Origin of the sequence: Pseudarthrobacter sp. GA104, from assembly GCF_009741265.1 — a bacterium.
Classification (GTDB): Bacteria; Actinomycetota; Actinomycetes; order Actinomycetales; family Micrococcaceae; genus Arthrobacter.
In genome coordinates this window covers 2795814-2815444 of the sequence record NZ_WOWL01000001.1, presented here as the reverse complement: position 1 = coordinate 2815444, position 19631 = coordinate 2795814, and the positions used below count along the sequence as shown (strand labels likewise).

The following is a 19631-nucleotide window of genomic DNA, read 5'->3' as shown; positions in this document are numbered from 1 at the left end:
TACGACGGCGGGACGCGCCGGACGTGGTCGAAGGCATCAGGTGCACGGAGACAGTGCAATTAGGAAGCTTCCGGAAGTTCTAGCGGGAGGCTTCCCTGCCCAGCCGGTACCCCGCCCAGAACGCCAGGACGAGCAGTCCGACGACGGCGACGGCCAGGCCGATCTGTGTACCTTGGGTAACCAAGGCGATGCCGCTGCCGCTGAAAAGCCGGTTGCTCAGCGGCGCGTAGGCGAACCAGCCGAAGCTGGCGTCTGCGTTGCTCCATGCGACGAGGCACCCCGCCACTACCGTCACAAAGCCAGCGATGGGAACGACGGCGGCAAGAACCCGGGCAGGCGGCGGAGTTTTGCGGTCTTCAGGTGCGTTGTTGTCCCCCATGCAGGCGAGTCTAGCCGGGCCGCCCCCGGCGTCCGGCTCAGGGGTCCGGCTCCGGGGCAAGACAGGCTCCGGGCAGCGGGTTTAGGCTGGGCGGATGTTGACCATAGGCAGCACCGTCCTCGGCGTCAACGACGTCGCCCGCGCAACCGCCTTTTGGCACGCCGCCCTCGGCTACGTCCCGCAGGAGCCCGGGGACGAAACCTGGGTGATCCTGGTGCCGGCTTCGGGCCCGGGAGCGCAGCTCGCCCTCATGCTGAGCGAAACGCCGGTCCAGGAGCACCCGCGCATTCACCTGGACCTGTATGCGGACGATCAGGGCGCCGAGGTGCAACGGCTGGTTTCACTCGGCGCCCAGCGCGTCGACTGGGACCTGTACCCGGAGAACCCCGATTTCGTGGTCCTCGCCGACCCCGACGGCAACAGGTTCTGCGTCGTTGACAAAAGTCCGCGGTAGCCCCGCCGTCGAACCTTGAACTTCCGGCCGGGTCAGTTTTCAGGCAGTTGCCCGGCCAGCCCCTGCAGTGATGGTTCCCGGCCCAGCTCCACATGGGCGAACGCCAGCGCCGCCGCAAGTTCGGCCTTGCCGTCATAGATGGCCCGGCACAGGCTCAGGTGCTCCGCGCACTGGACCTGGGGATCACGGTGCCCGGTCAGGGTGAAGAGCCACTGCATCCTGCCCAGCAGAGGCTTCATGGAGTACTCCAGCAGCGAGTTGCCTCCCATCGAGACGATCTCCGCGTGCAGGGCCGTGTTGATGAGCGGGATCTCCGTGTGGTCGTGGCGCAGGGTTGCTTCTTCGGCCTTGTCCATCATGTGCTGCAGGCGCGCTGTGGACTCACCCCGGGCGGCGGCCTGGGCGGCGAGCCGCGCTGCGAGGACCTCGAGGCTGAGCCGGACATCAAAGAGTTCATTGACGTCCCTCAGGGTGATCTGCTTGACGGTGGCCCCGCGCCGTGGCGAGGTGTCAATGAAACCTTCGGCTTCCAGCTGCTGGAGGGCTTCGCGGACGGGGACCCGGGAAACGTCCAGGGCCTGTGACAGCTCGCGTTCCCTGAGCCGTGAACCGGGCGCGAAGTCACCCGAGATGATCAACTCCCGGATCCGTGCACGGGTAGCATCAGCCGAAGACGCGGGTGCGTCCGCCTGGGTACTCAAAGATGCCTCCTGTTGGTTCCAGTGCCCTGCTTCCGGGCTGCCTCAGTTATTCAGCTCCACGCGGGTGCCGACCCCCTGGTTGAGTGCAGCGTCATACAGGAGCCTCCCGATGGCAAGGTCCTGCAGGCCGATACCCACCGAATTGAACAAGGTTATGTCCTCATCCCCCAGACGGCCTGCTTTTATCCCGGCCGCCACGTCACCAAGTTCGGCTTCCACATCGTCAAAGCCCATGACGCCTTCAGCCACAGGGACGATCAGTCCCCCTGACTTCGCTTGGGCCGTGGCCAGGCTGTCCACGAAGACCCGCGCCCGCGCCATACCCGCTGAGTCAATCTCCCGGTGGTCAGGCCGCGGACGGGATCCGACGGCGTTGACGTGCAGTCCGGGCTGGAACCACTCCCCCTTGACCAGCGGCTCAACCGCTGGCGTGAGGGTGCACAGCACGTCCGAGTTCTCAACAACTTCCTGCACACTGGCGGCCCGCGTGATGTGCAGCCCGTATGAGGAAATCCGGTCACAGAACGCAGCGACCGTCTCAGTGGAACGGGACCACACCAGGACATTTCTGATCGGCAGGACGGCCAGCATGGCTTCCACATGTGCCACCGCCAGGGCCCCCGCCCCCACCAACCCCAAGGTGGCACTCCCGGGCCTGGCAAGCAGCTTCGTCGCCACCGCGCTGGCAGCGGCCGTACGGACCCGGGTGGGGACCTTACCGTCCAGGATGGCCAGTGTTTCACCGGTCAGCTGGCTTACGAGCATGATGGTGGACCGCTGCGAGGGCAGGCCGGCCCCGCCGTTGGACGGGATGTCCGCCAGTAGTTTCACGGATGCCAGCTCCTCCGGCCCGGACAGCGCCGCCATCGGCAGGAACCGGGCATCCGACGACGGCAGGAGGAGCGAATCCGGCGCGGGCTGGACAGCGGTACCTCGGCTCAGGCCGGCAAAGACGCGTTCGACGGCGGCAATGGTTCCGGGCATATCGGCCAGGGTTTCGAGCTCGGAGGCTTTAAGGATCAGGGTCATGGGGGTCGCTTTCGGAATGGAAGGGGGCGTTAGCTTGGGCGGTCAGGGTTGGCGGGGAAACCCCGCCCTGAGAGGCACGGTGGCTCAGAGGCTGTTCCTGACAAGGACTCCCTGCGCCACCACGGCCCGGATTCCTTCCAAGGCGGAGCCGCTGGACAGGGGATCAGAGTCCACAATGACGGCGTCCGCGAAGGAACCGGGCACCAGCCGGCCGGCGTTTTCACTCCAGCCCAGCAGCGCGGCGGCATTGACCGTGGCGGCCCTCAGGGCTTCCAGGGGGGAAAGCCCGGCCTCACTCAACAGGCGGACTTCCGTGCCGATCGGAGTCACGTCGGATCCGAACGAGTCCGTCCCCGCAACGACGGTCACGCCGGCATCATGGGCGGCTTTCACGGCTGCTTTGATGATGGGTGTGTACTCCTTGCCGCGGGCGGCAAGGATTGGGTTGGACGAGCCCGCCATGCTGGTGATGGCATCCATGGTGGGTGTGAAGTACGTCCCCTGCCTGGACATGCGGGAGATGGTCTCTTCGGTGACGAAGACTCCGTGCTCGATGCTGCGCACCCCTGCCCGGACCGCGCCGTCTATCCCTTCGGCACTGTAGGCATGGCACAGCACACCCGCTTTGCCTGCCGCCTTGACCACGGCGGAGAGCTGATCGTAGTTGTAGACCAGCTCACGGGGATCCTGCTCCGGCAGGCCCGCCCGGGGGTTGGCCCTTGTCTTAATCACCTGCGCGCCGCGGTTCAGGTTCACGCGCGTGAGGTAGGCGAGATCGCCCGTTTCCCTGACTCCGCCAGCCAGGGAGGCAAGGGGTGCAAGGTCAGGGTCGGCGAGGAGCGAGTCCCCCAGCTCGGGTGAGACGAACAGCCCGGCAGGGCTCATCCGGGGCGAGGCTCCGGCGGCCCAGGCAGGCAGGGCGGCCAAGGCGACGTCCTGGTAAAAGCTGCTCGAGCCGCTCCTGACGCTGGTTGCTCCGCCCTGCAGAATGGCGCGCGCATCCGACAGCGCGTTCGCATGGACATGCACGTCGATGAGTCCTGGAATGACCCAGCGGCCGGAGGCGTCCACCACGTGTGCCCGCCCGGCAAGCGCGGCCACTGCACGTCGCGTTTCCTCCCGGGTACCGACCGCACTGACCTTTCCTCCTTCCAGCACCAGGACGCCGTCATAGACAGCGTCGCCGGTCTGGGGATCCACGATGGTGCCGCCTTCGATGATCATCGGCGGCGGCGAAGCGGGACGCCCACGGCGGCCGGGGCCTGCCGTGTTGCCCTCCGCTTTCGCCGCCGGGGCATTTCCCAGCTGGGCGGCAAGGCTGGCCACCGAGATCCCGGCGAGGGCGGCTGCTCCGGCGAGGATCCCGCGGCGCGGAACGGCCGGGGAAGGGAGGGCGGCGGGGGTGTGGTCGTGCAGGCACATGGTTTCTCCAAAGGGATGAGCCCTGCGGCGGAAGCGCGGGGTCCGTGGACGGGTCAATGTCAAGCGATTGGCGGGGGCGGTCGAGCTTCGCCCCCTACGTACTGGTGGCCCCGAATGCGTTCACAATAGCCCCACTGGTATACCAAGGACTAGCGTGGGCGGGAATGCGAATTGCCGGAGCCAGGTTAGGAAACGCCTGCCGGAGCGACGATGTCCGCTGGCGGATACGTGGGCGGAAACAGCTCATCAGGGTCCCGGCGCCGGCTGTCCCGCTCGGAGTAGGCTGCCCGCATCCGGTCGAACAGTTGCTGCCCCTCGGCCCGCAGGGACTCGAGGTCCAGGCCGGGCAGGGCGCCGTCGACGACGACGGCACGCCCGGCCACGAAGGTATCGGTCACCTGGCGGGCCGTGCCGTTCAGCACGAGTGTGCGCAGCGGGTCCTCGACGACACCATCTGCGAAGCCGGCCAGCGAGACTACCGTAATGTCCGCCTGCATACCGGGCGCAAGCCTTCCCAGGTCCGGCCGCCCAAGGGCCGTGGCCCCGCCGAGGGTGGCGGCGTCGAAGTAGTCAGCCAGGGCGCCTGCGTCGGGCCTTTCCTCGACCAGCCGGGTCAGGTGCATCCCCACGTCGATGCCCCGAACCAGGTCCGGAGGGAAGGAATCGGTGCCCAGGCAGAGATTGACGCCGGCCTCGCGGAAACGGTCGAATGACACAAGCTGCTTCTGGTAACGGAAGGACGTCAAGGGGCAGTGGACAATGCTGACGCCGTGCCTGGCCAGCAGGTCCAACGGGCCTCCGGCGGCCGCCGCAGCAGGATTCCTGGCGTCAATCACCACGCCGTGAGGAATGAGGAGGCGGGTGCCGAAAAGGCCCGTGGATTCCAGAAGTTCCAGCACGCTGCGCCCGGCAGAGCGCAGCAACAGCCCGTCTTCCAGGGGAGATTGCAGACAGTGCAGCCGCACGAGGGCGTCCCGCTCACGGGCAATCCGGGCAGTCTCCCGCATGAGGTTTTCGGACAAGGTCTCAATCCGGCACGGGAGCAGGACGCCCGTGATAAGCGGGTCCGCGAGGTCAGCCGCGAAGTCCAGGAAATCCTGTGCGTCCTGCAGCCCGGCAACCCCGCGGGCCTCATCGAAGTGGACTTCGCGGTCCCCCGCCGCAGTGGTGACGTGGACCCCCGACCGGTAGGCCGGCCCGAGGTAGCCCCGGAGTCCGATCCGACGGCTGGTCCGCGCCATGTCCACCAGTTCATCGAGCCCTTCGGCCCAGGAGCTGTGGATCTCCGAGCCAATCGGCATATAGGTGGTAATGCCGTGCAGTGCCAGTTGCGCCAGCGCGAACTCCCGCACCTTGGCGCGTTCAGCCGGGCTGAACACATCCCGGCGGTTGTTGGCAAAGTAGTTCTCGGACCACAAGTGGCCGGCGGCAACTTCAGGCGAAGGCCACGAGTCGAGGATGAGGTGGTCGATGTCGGCGAGCGCATCCAGGTCAATCAGTCCGGGGATGACCAGGCTCTTGCCGTAGTCGCGTTCCTCATCCACGGGACCGTCATAGCCGCGGCCGACAAAGACGATGACAGCACCTTCGAACACGACTTCGCCGTGCTCAATGAGGGTGTGCTGTTTTCCATCAAAACCCAGAACGTACCGGGCGGAGATTTTCGTGTACATCGTGCCTCCTTGCACCTGGGCGCCGGGCGTGGGTTCCGGGCGCCTACAAAAATGTGACTTGCCTCTCACTGGGTACGAGTATACAGTCTTTTGGTATACCAGAGCGACATTCCCGAAACCTGGGCTGTATATCGCTCGCTCCTCCCCGTTCCCCCTCGAAAGGCCTGCGTCATGCGCAATGAAGCGAAGACCACAGGCGGCACCGCATCCGTCCTAGTGGACGCGGTACCGTCGCATACTTTCCGTGCCCGCCCCGCCCTGTGGTTCGCAATGATCGCGCTATCCACCGCCGTTTGTGCCGCGGCCATCATGATCGGAACCCATAAATTCCACCTCGGCCCCGCCGCGATTGTCCTGATGCCTGTGGACCGTGCTCATCGGCGGCTTCCTAGGAGTCCAGAGATGGAAACCAATCGGCGGGCGTGCCCGTGCGGTGTCCACCCACCTCATGGATGTCTCCATCGTGTTCTTCCTCGCGGGCCTCGGCACGCAGATCGGGCCGTCCTTGACGAAGTTCACGAACATCGGTCCCGCGATCCTGCTGCAGGAGGTGGGCCATGTGTTGGGCACAGTGATCCTGGCACTGCCGGTCGCGGTTGCGCTTGGCCTGGGCCGCACAGCCATCGGTGCCACGTGGTCGATTGACCGCGAGTCCTACCTTGCTTTCGCGATCCAGCGCTTTGGCGTCCGTTCCCCCGAGTACCGCGGCGTATTCGCGGTGTGGGTTTTGGGCAGTGTATTCGGTGCCGTGTTCATCTCGCTGTTGGCGGGCCTTCTGGGTGGACTGGACTTCTTTGACCCGCGGGCCCTCGCGCTGGGTCTTGGACTCGGGTCCGCCTCCATGATGCTCGGCGGCGTGGGTGCCCTGTCCATCCTGTATCCGGAGATGGCGGGCGAGATCATGGCCCTTGCTGCCCTGTCCAATCTGGTGACCAACATCGTCGGCTTCTACGCCGGCGTTTTCATCGCGCTGCCTATGTGCCAGAAGCTTTACACGATGTGGTCCCGCATTTTCGGGCGGGACGATCTGGGCCGCCGTGTCCGCGGCGGCGCTCTCCTTGGTTCCGCAGCTGGTGGCAAAACAGGCGGATCCGCCCACGCGCGCTCCGGCGCGGCCGCTGTGGAAGCGGATGAGCCGGCCGTCACTGACACCGTGGACGTCAACGGCATCGAAGCGGACCCCACTGTTCTCCGTTCCCCCAGGACGTGGCTCACCGCCTTCGCCGCGACGGGAGTGGCAGGCATCCTGCTGAACACGCTGGGCACGGGTTCAATGCGACCGCTGGATGTGGTCGGCGTGACCATCCTGCTGGTCCTTACTGCCATCGCCCTGGTCCTGGCCAGGCTCGTTCCGGCGGTTCCGTCCAGCATCTGGGTCCTTGCCCTTGCAACGATTGCGTCCGCGACGTTCCTGCCCATCGGCCCCTTCATCGCCTCCACCACGCAGAACATCAACGTCCTCTTCGCAGGCCTGCCAATGATCGCCCTGATCGGCATGTCACTGGGCCGTGATGTGAAGGCACTCCGCTCATTGAGCTGGAAGATCATCATCGTCGCCCTGATGACCTTCACCGCGAGCTTCGTTGCCGCCGCAGTGATCGCGCAGGTCGCCTTCCATTTCTAGTCCATACTGCGGGGAAGGCGGCGGGCCTCCGGGCCCGGTGCCTTCCCCCCGCCGTTAACACCACAGACCCTTAACCGGGACAGCACTGCAAAAGGATCGAACCATGCTCATCACCAATGTCCGCCCGTGGGGCGGGGACGCCGTAGACCTGGAAATTAGCGCGGGGCGGATCGCGGCCATCCGTGCGGTGGGGACCGGCGCCGTAACTGGTGACGCTTCCGGCCGGAAGCTGGACGGGCGCGGCCGGATTGCCCTCCCTGCATTCACGGATGTGCACGTCCACCTTGACTCGACCCGGATCGGGCTGCCCTTCCGTGAGCACACCGGTTCGCCGGGGGTGTGGAACATGATGTGCAATGACCGGAAGAACTGGCGCGACACCCCCATCCCCTACCCCGATGTTGTGGCGGGGACGCTGGAACGGATGATTGCACGCGGCACCACGCGCGTCCGCTCCTATGCCCAGATCGATGTGGACTGCAAGCTTGAACGCTTCGAGGCAGTCATGGCCGCGAAGGAGCGCTTTGCCCATGCTGCAGACGTGGAGATCATGGCGTTTCCCCAGGCCGGCCTCCTGCAGGAGGAAGGCACTGTCCCGCTGCTCGAGGAGGCACTGCGTGCGGGGGCCACGACCATCGGAGGCATCGACCCCTGCCAACTGGACCGCGATCCCGCCCGCCATCTGGAAATCGTGTTCGGCCTGGCGGAGAAGTACGGGGCCGACGTCGATATTCACCTTCACGAACCCGGGCACCTTGGCGTCTTCAGCGCCGAACTTGTCTTCGAACGCACCCGGGCGCTGGGCATGCAGGGACGCGTGTCGCTTTCCCACGCTTACGATCTGGCCAACGTCCACCCGGATGTGACTGCCCGCCTCATGGAGCAGATGGCCGAACTGGACGTAGCCTGGGCGACAGTGGCCCCGGCAACCGCCGGCACCCAGTTCGACCTGGTCCAGATGACCGCGGCCGGGATCCGCGTGGGTCTTGGCGAGGATGGCCAACGGGACTACTGGAGCCCATACGGCAACTGCGACATGCTGGACCGCACCTGGCAATTGGCCTTCACCCACCGGCTGCGCCAGGACCGCCTGATTGAGCACTGCGCGGCGATCGCCACCATTGGCGGCGCCGCCATCATGGACCGGACGGTTCAACGCCTCACCGGCCCGGATGACCGGCCCGGCCTCGCTGTTGGAGATGCGGCAGACATCGTCATTGTGGACGGCGAAACCGTCACCAGCACCGTCATGGACCGCGGCACGGACCGTACCGTCATCCACGCCGGCAGGCTCGTCGCCGACGGTTTGGTTGTCCTTGCGGAACCGGCCGCCTGACCCACGCGCTGTCCCTGATGCTTTCCGGACGGAGAAAGCAAAGCGGACGACGGCGGGAACCTCCCGCCGTCGTCCGCTGATGTTTTGCGATCCTCCCGCTAGACCTTTGCGGGTTCAGCCACCTTCAGGGGCTCGATCTTGCCCATCACGAAGAGGTAGTTGGCGGCGCCGACCAGGGCCACCCCACCGATGACGGCAAGCGGGGCCACGAAGGAGCCTGTCTGGTCCACCAGGACGCCGATCAGGATCGGGGTGAAGATGCCGGCCAGGTTGGAGGCGAAGTTCTGGAGGCCGCCGATGGAGCCCACGTGGCGTGAGCTGGGGGCAACATCTGCCGGAAGCGACCAGATGCCGGTTGCTGCGACCGTCAGGCTGGAATACGCCACCGACAGCAGGGCCAGCGCCATCCAGGCCTCGGGCACCAGCGCAGCGAACATGATGACCGAGCCGCCGGTCAAGCCGCCGGCGATGGCGGTCTTGCGGACCCGGGTCACCGAGACGCCGCGCTGGACGGCGCGGTCTGCAACGTACCCCGCCAGCCAGCCGAACAGCACGGCGCAGATTCCGGGGATGGCTCCGAAGAAGCCGAGCTTGAGCAGGTCGAAGCCGCGCTCCTTCACCAGGTAGCTCGGGAAGAAGGTGATGAAGAAGTAGATGGCACTGTTGAGGCAGAAGAAGCCGAACATCATGCTCAGCACGGTCCGGTACTTGAACAGCGAGCGCCACGGAAGCTTGGCGGCGCCCTCGTCATCGCTTGCGGCGCTGCGCGCACCGCCTTCCTGGATGTAGGCAATCTCGGCGGCGTCCGCCGTCGGGTGCTCTTCGGGGCTGCGGTACACCTTCCACCAGACCGCGGCCCAGATGATGCCGGCAATGCCGATGATGATGAACACGGCGTGCCATGACGTGAAGGCAACAATCAGGGTCACGATCGGCAGGGCGATCACCGCGCCGACACGGGAGCCGGAGTCCCAGATGCTCGTGGCAAACGCACGCTCCCGGACCGGGAACCAGGTGGCCACCACCTTGGCCGCGGTGCTGGGGGCGGGGCTTTCGCCAACGCCCAGCAGGAACCGGGCGGCGAAAAGGGACCAGAAGTTCGTCGCCGCAGCGGTGACCATGGTGAAGATGGACCACCATACGGCCGCGAGGGAGAACGACCTGCGCGGACCCACTTTGTCCACGTACCAGCCGGCAGCCAGCTGGCAGAAGTCGTAGGCCCAGAAGAAGGCCGCGAAGATCAGGCCCTGCTGGGTTGCCGAGAGCTCGAAGTCCTTGCCCATGAACGGCAGCGCGACACTAAGGCTGGAGCGGTCAAGGTAGTTGATGCTCAGGCCAATGAAGGCGAGCCAGATGATCATCCAGCGTTTTCGGGTCATGGTGCGGGGAGCCTTGGGGGAAGTTTTGGGGGCAAGCCTACTGCCTAGAGCAGTCATGCGGTCTCCTTTGACGTAAACATGGGCTTCGGGCGACACGGCACAGGGAGGGCCGGGGCGCGCTTGTTGGGGAAACGATCATATAGGAATGCGGTTAATCATATATAGAAAGTGATCCAAGACAAGTCCCCCGCCCAAAAAACTTCCGCGAGCACCCGGAACCGGCCGGTGGCTTATGATTCCCACAGCGACTCCGGCAACACACTGCAAAGAGGTAAACGCGTGCCACCACGTCAACCGTCCGAGACTTCCCGCATCAAAGCAGCCGTCACCGACGTCTACTCCGCGATGCGCGCGTCAATCCTCAACGGGGAAATCGAACCGGGCACCCGGATCAACATCGACGCCGTTTCCCGCACCATGGGCGTATCCCAGACGCCGGTCCGGGAAGTGCTCCAGCGGCTCGAGGGCGACAACCTGGTGGTCTACACCCCCGGGCGCGGCTACAGCACCACTCCCCTGCTGGGCCTGGACGAACTGCGGTCACTGTTTGAATTCCGGCTGCTGGTGGAGCCGTGGGCCGCCCGCGCGGCAGCAGTGGACCGGCTCGCAAACCCCGCCAGGGCGCTGGAGAAAGAACTGGCCGCCTTCCAGGGCGTGATGAGGGGCGGAGGTGACCTGCGGCAGGACCTCGTTGCGCATGACACGCGCTTCCACGACACCATCCTTGCCGCAGCCGGGAACCCTGTGGTCCGGCACGCCTTCGCCCAGACGCACTGCCACCTGCATACCTTCCGCCTCTACCCGGCAGACGTTGACGGGGCCAGCACCATGGCCGAGCATTCCGCCGTCCGGGAAGCCATCCAGGCCTGCCGGCCGGAGGAGGCGGAGGCGGCGATGGCACAGCACATCAGGAATTCCTTCACCCGCTTCGCCCAGGCGTTCGAGGGAACAGTGGAGCTCGAGCCCCTTGAGGAAGGCGGCCCGCCCAGGACCCGCATCGTGTGACTCCAGGCCAGCAATCACAGGGAAGCCCGGCAACCTGCCGGGCTTCTTTTTTTGTGCGCCAGGGCCGCCGGAAAACTTGACCTGCCTCACACTTCCTATATGATTATCAAACTTCATATAGGAATAGCCCACGAACTCCTCCCAGTGCAGAGAGAAGACCAGCATGCCTTCCATTTCTTCCATCCGTACCCAGGACGTCCGCTTCCCGACGTCCCTGGAACTTGACGGCTCCGACGCAGTCAACGTCGACCCCGACTACTCCGCCGCGTACGTGGTCATCCGCACCGACGCGGGCGACGAAGGCCACGGTTTTGTGTTCAGCTGCGGCCGCGGCAACGAGGTCATCACCCACGCCATCGATTCCTATGCAGCCCTCCTGGTGGGCCGGGACATCGACGAGCTCATCTACGACCTTGGCAACGCCTCCAAGCGGCTCATCCACGATTCCCAGCTGCGCTGGCTCGGCCCGGAAAAGGGCGTGACCCAGATGGCGGCCGGCGCCCTGGTCAGTGCGCTCTGGGACATCCGGGCCCGGCGCGAAAACAAGCCGCTGTGGCTCCTGCTCAGCGAAATGCCCGCCGAGGAGATCGTCGACGTCGTCGACTTCACCCACATCCGGGATGCCCTCAACCCCCAGCAGGCCCTGGACATCCTGCGCGCCGGCGAGGACGGGAAGGCCGCACGGATCGCCGCCCTCAAGGTGGACGGCTACCCCGCCTACACCACCTCCCCCGGCTGGCTGGGCTACAGCGACGAAAAGCTGGTCCGGCTCAGCAAGCAGGCGGCAGCGGACGGCTTCTCCATGATCAAGCTCAAAGTGGGCGGAGACATCAACGATGACCGCCGCCGCATGGCCCTGGCGCGGCAGGCCGTGGGTGAACTTCCCATCGCCATCGACGCCAACCAGCGCTGGGAGGTCTCCGAAGCCATCGAATGGGTGAACCAGCTTGCAGAGTTCAACCCGTACTGGATTGAAGAGCCCACCAGCACCGATGACATCCTGGGCCACGCGGACATCCGCAGGGGCGTGGCCCCGGTCCGCGTTGCCACCGGTGAGGCCGTTGCCAGCCGCATTGTGTTCAAGCAGCTGCTGCAGGCAGGCTCCATCGACGTCCTCCAGCTTGACTCCACCCGCGTGGCCGGCGTCAACGAGAACATCGCCAACCTGCTGCTCGCCGCCAAGTTCGGCGTCCCGGTCTGTCCGCACGCCGGCGGCGTGGGGCTCTGCGAGCTCGTCCAGCATTTCTCCTTCTTCGACTATGCGGCAATCACCGGCAGCCAGGACGGGCGCATGATCGAGTATGTGGACCACCTGCACGAGCACTTCGCCGAGCCGGTCCGGATCGTTAACGGCCGCTACGCTGCCCCGCAGCTGCCCGGCACCGGCGCCGAAATGCTCAGCGCCTCGCGGTCCCGCTGGGAATTCCCGGGCGGTGCCGGCTGGGCCGAAGTAGGCAACCGCGCCGCCGTCACCGGGGCCCGGCTCGCCCCGGCGGGAGGCGTCCGATGACCACCAGCGTGGAAGAGCTGGACGCCGTCGTCGAAGCGGCCCACGCCGCCTTCGAAAAGGCCCGGACGGCGGATCCCTTCACCCGGGCGTCATGGCTGGACGCGGTGGCAACAGCGCTGGACGCAGACGCTGACGTGCTGGTGGCCCTCGGGGAACAGGAAACCCACCTGGCGGAGGCGCGTCTCCGCGGCGAACTGAAGCGCAGCACCTTCCAGCTCCGGCTCTTCGCGGACGAGATCCGGCGCGGCGAGCACTTCGATGCCACGATCGACCACGCGGATCCGGAATGGGGCATGGGGCCGCGGCCCGACCTGCGCCGCTACAACGTGCCGCTCGGGGTGGTGGGCGTCTTCGGCGCCTCCAACTTCCCGTTTGCCTTCAGCGTGATGGGCGGCGACAGTGCCTCGGCGCTTGCCGCCGGCTGCGCCGTGGTGCACAAGGCGCACGACGGGCACCTGCAGCTTGCCCTGCGCACCGCAGAGGTTGCGGTGGCCGCACTCGACGCCGCCGGCGCGCCGTCGGGCCTCTTTGCCCTGGTGACCGGAAGGTCCGCCGCGGAGGCCCTCGTGGACCACCCCCTGACAAAGGCCATCGGCTTCACCGGCTCGACGGCGGGCGGCCGCGCCCTGTTCAACCGTGCCGCAGCGCGGCCCGAGCCCATCCCCTTCTTCGGCGAGCTCGGCGGGATCAACGCCGTCTTCGTGACGGAGAAAGCCTGGGCCGCACGCCGCGACGGGATCGTCGCCGGCTACGCGGGCTCCTTCACCCTGGGCATGGGCCAGTTCTGCACCAAACCGGGCCTGCTGTTCATTCCCCGCGGGCACACCGACGCCGTCCGCGCGGCGCTGAACGAAGCGCTCAAGGATTTCATTGCCGCGCCGCTGCTCAGCGAGCGTCTGCATGAGGGGTTCGCGGGCGCCGTCGGCGGTCTCCGTGGAACGCAGGGCGTGGAGGTGCTGGTGGAGGGCGACTTTGCGGAGGCGCCGTCCCCCACCGTGCTGCACACCTCGGCGTCCGCGGTGCGCAAGGATCCGTCCATCCTCCGTCAGGAGATGTTCGGGCCGGCGAGCCTGATCGTGGAGTACGGGGACGAGTCCGAGCTCCCGGCACTGGCCGGACTCCTCGAGGGGCAGCTCACCACCACCCTGCAGGCGGAAGCGGACGACGACGTCTCCGACCTTGCCGCCCGGCTCACCGACATCAGCGGCAGGGTGCTGTGGAACGGCTGGCCCACGGGCGTCACCGTCAGCTACGCGCAGCACCACGGCGGGCCTTACCCGGCGACGTCGTCCAACACCACGTCCGTGGGGACGGCTGCCATCCGGCGTTTCCTCCGGCCCGTGGCCTTCCAGTCCTTCCCGGCGGACCGGCTGCCGGAACCGGTGCAGGATGCCAACCCCTGGCGGGTGCCGCAGCGCATCGACGGCGAGTGGCAGCGGCCGGAAGCTGCGCCGGCGACGGCGGGCGGCGGCCAGTGAACACGCCAAGGCCCACCGGACCGTCGTCGGTCCTTCCGGAGGATGCAGCCGGCGCGCTCATGATCGGCAGGATCTGGGACGTCGAAGCGTCCGGCCCGCGCGTCGTGGCGGTCCAGGGCGGGGACGTCTATGACCTCCAGCCCCTGGCCGAAACGGTCTCCGCACTCCTCGAACGCCCGGACCTGGTGGCAGCCGTCCGGGGCGCCATGACCGTGCCCCGATGGTCGGCGTCGGAGATCATCGAGGCGTCCCTGGCCCGCGATACAACCCGGCCGCATCTCCTGGCCCCGGTGGACCTCCAGGTCGTCAAGGCCTGCGGCGTGACGTTCGTGGACAGCATGATCGAGCGGGTGATTGAAGAGCGCTGCGGCGGCGACGCCAGCCGCGCCAGGCAGACCCGGGAGCTGGTGGCGAAGGCGCTGGGCGGCAGCATCGCCGCGGTCCGGCCTGGCTCGCCCGAAGCCGCCGAGGCCAAGAAGGTGCTGATCGCGGAAGGGCTGTGGTCGCAGTACCTGGAGGTGGGCATCGGGCCGGACCCCGAGGTGTTCACCAAGGCCCCGGTGCTTGCGTCGGTGGGCCTTGGCGCGCAGGTGGGGATCCCGTCGTTTTCCCACTGGAACAACCCCGAGCCGGAGCTGGTGCTGATCGCCACCTCGGCGGGTTCCGTTGTGGGCGCCACGCTCGGCAACGACGTCAACCTTCGGGACGTGGAGGGCCGCAGCGCCCTGCTCCTGGGCAAGGCGAAGGACAACAACGCCTCCTGCGCGCTGGGCCCCTTCATCCGGCTGTTCGACGGCGGCTTCACCCTGGACACGCTCCGCGAGGAGGAGATCCTGCTGCGGGTCGATGGCACGGACGGCTTCTGCCTTGAGGGCCGCAACTCGGTGGCCCGGATCAGCCGGCCGTTCGAAGAACTGGTGGCCGCGACCCGGGGGCGCCACCACCAGTACCCGGACGGCTTCGCACTGTTCACCGGCACCCTGTTCGCCCCGACGCAGGACCGCGACCAGCCGGGGCAGGGCTTCACGCACAAGATGGGCGACACCGTGACCATCCGCAGCCGGCACCTCGGTGCGCTGGTCAACCCGGTGGGCCGCGCCGAGGAATTGCCGGAATGGTCGTTCGGGCTGCGGCAGCTGTTCGAGTACCTGCACCACCAGCGGGCCCTTCAGGAGTCTGCTGCCCAGGTGCGGTAGGCGGCCGGAAGCGGACGACGGCGGGAGGTTCCCGCCGTCGTCCGCTTCTTTAAGACGTCCGCTTCTTTAATCGGCGATTTGGACAGTTGCCTCTATTTCCACCGCGAAGCCCAGCGGAAGGGAGCTGACCCCGATAGCCGTCCGGGCCGGCAGCCGCTCCGTGCCGAACGCTAGGGCCAGCACCTCGGTGGCGCCGTTGGCAACAAGATGGTGCTCGGTGAACCCGGGCGTGCTGTTCACAAAAATGACGGCCTTCAGGACGCGGGCCACCCGGTCCAGCCCGCCGAGGTGGTCGCGCACAGTGCTGAGCAGGGAAAGCATGACGGCCCGGGCCGCCTCCTTTCCCTCCGCCGTTGTAAGGTCCGCTCCCAGCTTGCCGCGGTGGATCGGCTCTCCGTCCGCGAAGGCCCCGTGCCCGGAAACATGGAGGACATCCGCATGCCGGGTGATGAGGGCAAAGGTTCCAACCAGCGGGTGCGGTGGCGGCAGCACCAATCCAGCACCGGCGAGCTTCTGCTCAGGCGTCATGTGGTCATCCCCTAGCGTGTTCGGGCCCCGTTTCCAGACTAGCGGTCCAAGGATTCCCAGAGACCGCCGGGAACAACTGCGCCCCTTATTCCGTTGGCATCGCTACGAGCATGCCGCCTGCGTCCAGCCGGCACCCAACAGAACGGAACCACATGGTCAGGGCTATCTGGAACGGAAAAGTCATCGCCGAATCCGCGGACACCGTGGTGGTGGAGGGCAACCACTACTTCCCGCGCGACGCCGTCAACGCCGGCTACCTGCGGGACAGCGACCTCTATTCGGTCTGCCCATGGAAAGGCAGGGCCAGCTACCACACGCTGGAAGTGGACGGGAAACTGAACGTGGACGCGGCCTGGTTCTACCCGGAGCCGAAGCCGCGCGCCAAGCAGATCGAGGACCGCATCGCCTTCTGGCGGGGCGTGACCATCGAGCACTAGCAGAGCGGACGACGCCGGGAGGTTCCCGCCGTCGTCCGCTCCCTTGTGGGCCGCCCCGGTCAGTTCTTGGCGACGTCCAGCTCAATCACGGCCCAGGACAGCGCCGGAAGCGTTGCCCGGAGCTCGGAGCCGCTGGCCTTCGCCCCTTGCAGCGGCTTGAGTCCCACCTGGTCCGGGCGGTCCTGGCTGTTGGCGGTGAAACGGTCCCCGCCCTCAGGGATCTCCAGGACCTCCGCGCGGACCACCTGGCGGGCATCAAACCCGCGCAGTGAGACGTCGATGTCCGCCGCTTCCTCCAGGCCGCGGTTTGCCAGGAAGAGCGCCACGCGGCCCGTCTCCTCGTTCCACGTCGCGCTGACATCCACCAGGTCGGTGCCGCCGAAGCGCGCGTTTTCGTACTTGTCCGAGTCAACGGACAGGCGCAGGATCTGTCCCGTGGCCAGCTCGGCCATGCGGGCGAACGGGTGGAAGATGGTCTGGCGCCAGGCCGGGCCGTTTTCCTCGCTGAGGATCGGGGCGATGACATTGACCAGCTGCGCCTGGTTGGCGATCTTGACGCGGTCGCCGTGGCGGAGCAGCGAGTTCAGCAGGGTTCCCACCACCACGGCATCCGTCACGTTGTACTTGTCCTCGATGAGCCGGGGGTGCTCGCGCCAGCCGGCCTTGGCGACGTTGCGCAGCTGGTCCTCGGTGTCCCGGCCGCGCTGGTACCAGACGTTCCACTCGTCGAAGGACAGGTTGATGTGCTTCTTGTGCTTGCCCTTCGCCCGGACGGCGTCGGCAGTCGCGATGACTGATTCGATGAAGTAGTCCGTGTCCACTGCGCTGGCCAGGAAGCTGCCGGCGTCGCCGTCGTGCTCCTGGTAGTAGGCGTGGAGGGACACGTAGTCCACCTCGTCGTAGGCGTGCGTCAGGACAGTCTGTTCCCAGGCGCCGAAGGTGGGCATGCCCGAGTTGGAACTTCCGCAGGCCACCAGTTCGATGTCCGGGTCCACGAAGCGCATGGCCTTGGCGGCCTCCTGCGCCAGGCGGCCGTATTCCTCGGCAGTCTTGTGGCCGATCTGCCAGGGGCCGTCCATCTCGTTGCCCAGGCACCAGAGCTTGATGTTGAACGGATCCTTGTGGCCGTTCTTGGCGCGGAGGTCGGACCAGTAGCTGCCGCCGGGGTGGTTGGCGTATTCCACGATCTCGCGGGCCGCCTCCACGCCCTTGGTGCCCAGGTTGATGGCTTCCATGATTTCCGTGCCGGCCTGGCGGGACCAGTCGACGAATTCATGCAGGCCGAACGCGTTGGTCTCCACGGTGTGCCAGGCGCCGTCCAGCCGGCGCGGACGGTTCTCGCGCGGGCCGATGCCGTCCTCCCAGTTGTAACCGGAGACGAAGTTGCCGCCCGGATACCGGATGACGGTGGCCCCGAGTTCCTTGACGAGCTTGAGGACGTCTTGCCGGAAGCCTTTGGCATCGGCTTCGGGGTGGCCCGGTTCGTAGATGCCGGTGTAGACGCAGCGGCCCATGTGCTCCACGAAGGAGCCAAAGAGGCGGCGGGGAACTTCGCCGATGGTGAAGTCGCGGTCGAGGGTGATCCGTGCGCGGGACATGTACAGCACTCCTTGGTCGTTGTTCAGGTCTGTTTCGTGGCGTTGGTTTGCAGGCGGAAGGTGCCGGTTCAGGTTCCGGCGAGGCCCGTCGTCGCAACGCCCTTGATGATCTGGCGCTGGAAGAAGAGGAAGACGAGGATGAGCGGCAGCGCAGCGAGCAGGGCGGACGCCATGTTCTGCGCGTACTGGATGCCGTAGGCGCTCTTGATGGTCTGCAGCCCCACCGGCAGGGTGAGGAGCGCGCCGTCGTTGGTGGCGATGAAGGGCCACAGGAAGTTGTTCCAGGCGCCGATGAACACGAAGATGGCGACGGCGGCAAGGATGGGCCGGGACAGCGGCAGGACGATTTGGGTGAAGATCCGCATGCGGCTGGCGCCGTCCATCACCGCCGCTTCTTCAAGTTCGCGGGGAATCTGGTCGAAGAACTTCTTGAGCACGAACACCATCGCCGGGTGGATGACCTGCGGCAGGATGATGGCCCAGGAGGTGTCGATCATGTGCAGGGCGAGCATCTGGTAGAAAAGCGGGATGATCAGGACCGGCGGCGGGACGATGATGGAGGCGATGATCACCGTCATCAGCACCTTCTTGCCCTTGAAGTTGATCCGGGACAGTGCGTAGGCCACGAGCGCAGAGATCACCAGGGTGATGGCCGTGATGGCCGCCGAGGTGTACAGCGAGTTCCACGTCCACAGCGGGATGTTGCCGTCCTGGAACACTTTCACGAACGCTTCGGGCGTAAAGCCCGACGGCGGCACCCAGCTGATCTTCGGAGCCGCGGCATCCGTCTCGGTCTTGAAGGCGGTGGCGGTTGCCCAGGCGAAGGGGACCAGCCAGAGGACTGCGATCAGCGCGGCAACCGCGACGGCGGCGATCTTGCCTGCCGTCATTTTCTTGCGTGGCTGGCGGAGGTCCTGGCTGGTGCTGATGCCTGACTCGGGGCGGTCGAGGGTCTGAATTGCCATGGTTATGCACTCCTGCGGCGGGTGATGACGAACTGCATGACCGAGACGAGCACTATCAGTCCGAAGAAGATGTAGGAGATGGCTGCGGAATAGCCCAGCCGGTAGCCGGTGAATCCGGTTTCAAAGATGTACTGCACCACGGGCCGGGTTGATCCTCCGGGCCCTCCGGCGGTCATCTGGTACACCTGGTCGAAGATCTTGAGCGAGGCGAGGATCTGGAGGAGCACGATCATCACGGTGGTGGGGGTCAGCTGCGGCAGGGTGATGGAGAAGAACTGGCGCCAGGCCCCGGCACCGTCGAGGGATGCTGCCTCATAGTGCTGGTGCGGGATGTTCTGCATCGCCGCCAGGTAGAGCAGGAAGTTGAACCCCACCGTCCACCAGAGGGTGGCAATGACGATCGCCCACATGGCCACGTTGGGGTCGTTGAGCCAGGCGACCTTGGGGATTCCGATCTTGGACAGGGAATCGTTGATGAGGCCAAGCTGCGGGTTGTACATCCACGTGAAGAACAGTGAAACCACGGTGGACGCGAGCAGGTACGGGGCAAAGTAGGAGAGCCGCCACAGCCACTGGGCCGGCAAACCGACATTGAGCAGTGCCGCCATCACCAGGGCCACCAGCACCAGCGGGACCGTGCTGATCACGGTGAAGTACAGGGTGTTGCCGAGTGAGCGCCACATGCCGGCGTCGGACAAGGCTTCGGCGTAGTTCGCAAAGCCGATCAGGCTGTCATTGGCTCCGGTCAGGGACTTGCCGGTGAGGCTCATGTAGACGCCGTAGAGAAGGGGCCACACAAGGAAAACGAGGAAGAAAACCAGGAAGGGCGCGGCGAACCCCCAGCCGCTGAGGTTGCTCCTGGTGAGGCTCCCGGGGCTCCGCCGGGCTGCTAGTGAAGAACTCATGAAGGACTCCTT

Annotated in this window: 18 protein-coding genes; 8 read left to right on the top strand and 10 right to left on the bottom strand. The window is 66.3% G+C overall.

Annotated features, from left to right (window positions below):
• Positions 1–79 precede the first annotated feature (79 nt).
• Positions 80–379 carry a hypothetical protein gene (locus GK109_RS12810; RefSeq protein WP_157240922.1) on the bottom strand — a complete coding sequence of 100 codons (300 nt, stop codon included), beginning with the start codon at positions 377–379 and terminating at the stop codon, positions 80–82.
• Between the two features lie 94 nt (positions 380–473).
• Between GK109_RS12810 and GK109_RS12805 the strand changes: the two genes are divergently transcribed.
• Positions 474–833 (top strand): VOC family protein, encoded by a 360-nt coding sequence (locus tag GK109_RS12805; protein ID WP_157240920.1) that lies wholly within the window; start codon positions 474–476, stop codon positions 831–833.
• A 32-nt stretch (positions 834–865) separates the two neighbouring features.
• Here the strand turns inward: GK109_RS12805 and GK109_RS12800 are convergent, their stop codons facing one another.
• The 4 genes from GK109_RS12800 to GK109_RS12785 all read right to left on the bottom strand — a co-directional run bounded on the left by GK109_RS12800 (position 866) and on the right by GK109_RS12785 (position 5658).
• A complete protein-coding gene (locus GK109_RS12800; protein ID WP_157240917.1) occupies positions 866–1534 on the bottom strand; it encodes a GntR family transcriptional regulator in 669 nt (222 codons plus the stop codon).
• Between the two features lie 42 nt (positions 1535–1576).
• Positions 1577–2563 (bottom strand): ornithine cyclodeaminase family protein, encoded by a 987-nt coding sequence (locus GK109_RS12795; RefSeq protein ID WP_157240914.1) that lies wholly within the window; start codon positions 2561–2563, stop codon positions 1577–1579.
• Between the two features lie 84 nt (positions 2564–2647).
• The gene (locus GK109_RS12790; RefSeq protein WP_157240912.1) at positions 2648–3985 is read right to left on the bottom strand and encodes an amidohydrolase family protein; all 1338 of its coding nucleotides are present in this window, start codon (positions 3983–3985) and stop codon (positions 2648–2650) included.
• A gap of 185 nt (positions 3986–4170) precedes the next feature.
• Positions 4171–5658 (bottom strand): amidohydrolase family protein, encoded by a 1488-nt coding sequence (locus tag GK109_RS12785; protein WP_157240910.1) that lies wholly within the window; start codon positions 5656–5658, stop codon positions 4171–4173.
• Between the two features lie 370 nt (positions 5659–6028).
• Here GK109_RS12785 and GK109_RS12780 point away from each other — a divergent pair, with 370 nt between their 5' ends.
• Complete coding sequence (locus GK109_RS12780; protein WP_197432466.1) at positions 6029–7282, top strand: DUF3100 domain-containing protein; 1254 nt, start codon at positions 6029–6031, stop codon at positions 7280–7282.
• A 103-nt stretch (positions 7283–7385) separates the two neighbouring features.
• The gene (locus tag GK109_RS12775; RefSeq protein WP_157240907.1) at positions 7386–8618 is read left to right on the top strand and encodes an amidohydrolase family protein; all 1233 of its coding nucleotides are present in this window, start codon (positions 7386–7388) and stop codon (positions 8616–8618) included.
• 98 nt (positions 8619–8716) lie between these two features.
• Here GK109_RS12775 and GK109_RS12770 read toward each other — a convergent pair whose 3' ends face one another.
• Entirely contained in the window at positions 8717–10054 is a 1338-nt protein-coding gene (locus tag GK109_RS12770; protein WP_157240905.1) for an MFS transporter, read from the bottom strand.
• 222 nt (positions 10055–10276) lie between these two features.
• On the opposite strand from GK109_RS12770, the gene GK109_RS12765 reads away from it, so the two are divergent.
• The 4 genes from GK109_RS12765 to GK109_RS12750 all read left to right on the top strand — a co-directional run bounded on the left by GK109_RS12765 (position 10277) and on the right by GK109_RS12750 (position 15186).
• Positions 10277–11002, top strand: a complete 726-nt coding sequence (locus tag GK109_RS12765; protein ID WP_321214471.1) for a GntR family transcriptional regulator — start codon at positions 10277–10279, stop codon at positions 11000–11002.
• Positions 11003–11165: 163 nt separating this feature from the next.
• A complete protein-coding gene (locus tag GK109_RS12760; protein ID WP_157240903.1) occupies positions 11166–12512 on the top strand; it encodes an enolase C-terminal domain-like protein in 1347 nt (448 codons plus the stop codon).
• Positions 12509–13990, top strand: coding sequence for an aldehyde dehydrogenase (NADP(+)) (locus GK109_RS12755; protein ID WP_157240900.1), 1482 nt, complete (start codon positions 12509–12511; stop codon positions 13988–13990). Before GK109_RS12760 ends, GK109_RS12755 begins: the two co-directional genes overlap by 4 nt.
• A gap of 59 nt (positions 13991–14049) precedes the next feature.
• A complete protein-coding gene (locus GK109_RS12750; protein ID WP_157242918.1) occupies positions 14050–15186 on the top strand; it encodes a fumarylacetoacetate hydrolase family protein in 1137 nt (378 codons plus the stop codon).
• A 66-nt stretch (positions 15187–15252) separates the two neighbouring features.
• Here the strand turns inward: GK109_RS12750 and GK109_RS12745 are convergent, their stop codons facing one another.
• Entirely contained in the window at positions 15253–15714 is a 462-nt protein-coding gene (locus GK109_RS12745; RefSeq protein WP_157240898.1) for a RidA family protein, read from the bottom strand.
• A 152-nt stretch (positions 15715–15866) separates the two neighbouring features.
• Here GK109_RS12745 and GK109_RS12740 point away from each other — a divergent pair, with 152 nt between their 5' ends.
• Positions 15867–16151 carry a DUF427 domain-containing protein gene (locus GK109_RS12740; protein ID WP_157240896.1) on the top strand — a complete coding sequence of 95 codons (285 nt, stop codon included), beginning with the start codon at positions 15867–15869 and terminating at the stop codon, positions 16149–16151.
• A gap of 59 nt (positions 16152–16210) precedes the next feature.
• Here the strand turns inward: GK109_RS12740 and GK109_RS12735 are convergent, their stop codons facing one another.
• The 3 genes from GK109_RS12735 to GK109_RS12725 form a co-directional block, all read right to left on the bottom strand.
• Entirely contained in the window at positions 16211–17749 is a 1539-nt protein-coding gene (locus tag GK109_RS12735; protein ID WP_157240894.1) for an alpha-N-arabinofuranosidase, read from the bottom strand.
• A gap of 68 nt (positions 17750–17817) precedes the next feature.
• Positions 17818–18714: a carbohydrate ABC transporter permease gene (locus GK109_RS12730; RefSeq protein ID WP_157240892.1), complete on the bottom strand. Its 897-nt coding sequence runs from the start codon at positions 18712–18714 to the stop codon at positions 17818–17820.
• Positions 18715–18716: 2 nt separating this feature from the next.
• Positions 18717–19619 carry a carbohydrate ABC transporter permease gene (locus GK109_RS12725; RefSeq protein WP_157240890.1) on the bottom strand — a complete coding sequence of 301 codons (903 nt, stop codon included), beginning with the start codon at positions 19617–19619 and terminating at the stop codon, positions 18717–18719.
• Positions 19620–19631 lie beyond the last annotated feature (12 nt).

Excerpts from the sequence above, each read along its gene's own strand:
- GK109_RS12805 (WP_157240920.1), top strand. The coding sequence starts at position 474 with ATGTTGACCATAGGCAGCACCGTCCTCGGCGTCAACGACGTCGCCCGC.
- GK109_RS12775 (WP_157240907.1), top strand. The coding sequence starts at position 7,386 with ATGCTCATCACCAATGTCCGCCCGTGGGGCGGGGACGCCGTAGACCTG.
- GK109_RS12760 (WP_157240903.1), top strand. The coding sequence starts at position 11,166 with ATGCCTTCCATTTCTTCCATCCGTACCCAGGACGTCCGCTTCCCGACG.
- GK109_RS12740 (WP_157240896.1), top strand. The coding sequence starts at position 15,867 with ATGGTCAGGGCTATCTGGAACGGAAAAGTCATCGCCGAATCCGCGGAC.
- GK109_RS12750 (WP_157242918.1), top strand. The coding sequence starts at position 14,050 with ATGATCGGCAGGATCTGGGACGTCGAAGCGTCCGGCCCGCGCGTCGTG.
- GK109_RS12790 (WP_157240912.1), bottom strand. The coding sequence starts at position 3,985 with ATGTGCCTGCACGACCACACCCCCGCCGCCCTCCCTTCCCCGGCCGTT.
- GK109_RS12730 (WP_157240892.1), bottom strand. The coding sequence starts at position 18,714 with ATGGCAATTCAGACCCTCGACCGCCCCGAGTCAGGCATCAGCACCAGC.
- GK109_RS12810 (WP_157240922.1), bottom strand. The coding sequence starts at position 379 with ATGGGGGACAACAACGCACCTGAAGACCGCAAAACTCCGCCGCCTGCC.
- GK109_RS12785 (WP_157240910.1), bottom strand. The coding sequence starts at position 5,658 with ATGTACACGAAAATCTCCGCCCGGTACGTTCTGGGTTTTGATGGAAAA.
- GK109_RS12795 (WP_157240914.1), bottom strand. The coding sequence starts at position 2,563 with ATGACCCTGATCCTTAAAGCCTCCGAGCTCGAAACCCTGGCCGATATG.
- GK109_RS12725 (WP_157240890.1), bottom strand. The coding sequence starts at position 19,619 with ATGAGTTCTTCACTAGCAGCCCGGCGGAGCCCCGGGAGCCTCACCAGG.
- GK109_RS12745 (WP_157240898.1), bottom strand. The coding sequence starts at position 15,714 with ATGACGCCTGAGCAGAAGCTCGCCGGTGCTGGATTGGTGCTGCCGCCA.
- GK109_RS12755 (WP_157240900.1), top strand. The coding sequence starts at position 12,509 with ATGACCACCAGCGTGGAAGAGCTGGACGCCGTCGTCGAAGCGGCCCAC.
- GK109_RS12735 (WP_157240894.1), bottom strand. The coding sequence starts at position 17,749 with ATGTCCCGCGCACGGATCACCCTCGACCGCGACTTCACCATCGGCGAA.
- GK109_RS12770 (WP_157240905.1), bottom strand. The coding sequence starts at position 10,054 with ATGACTGCTCTAGGCAGTAGGCTTGCCCCCAAAACTTCCCCCAAGGCT.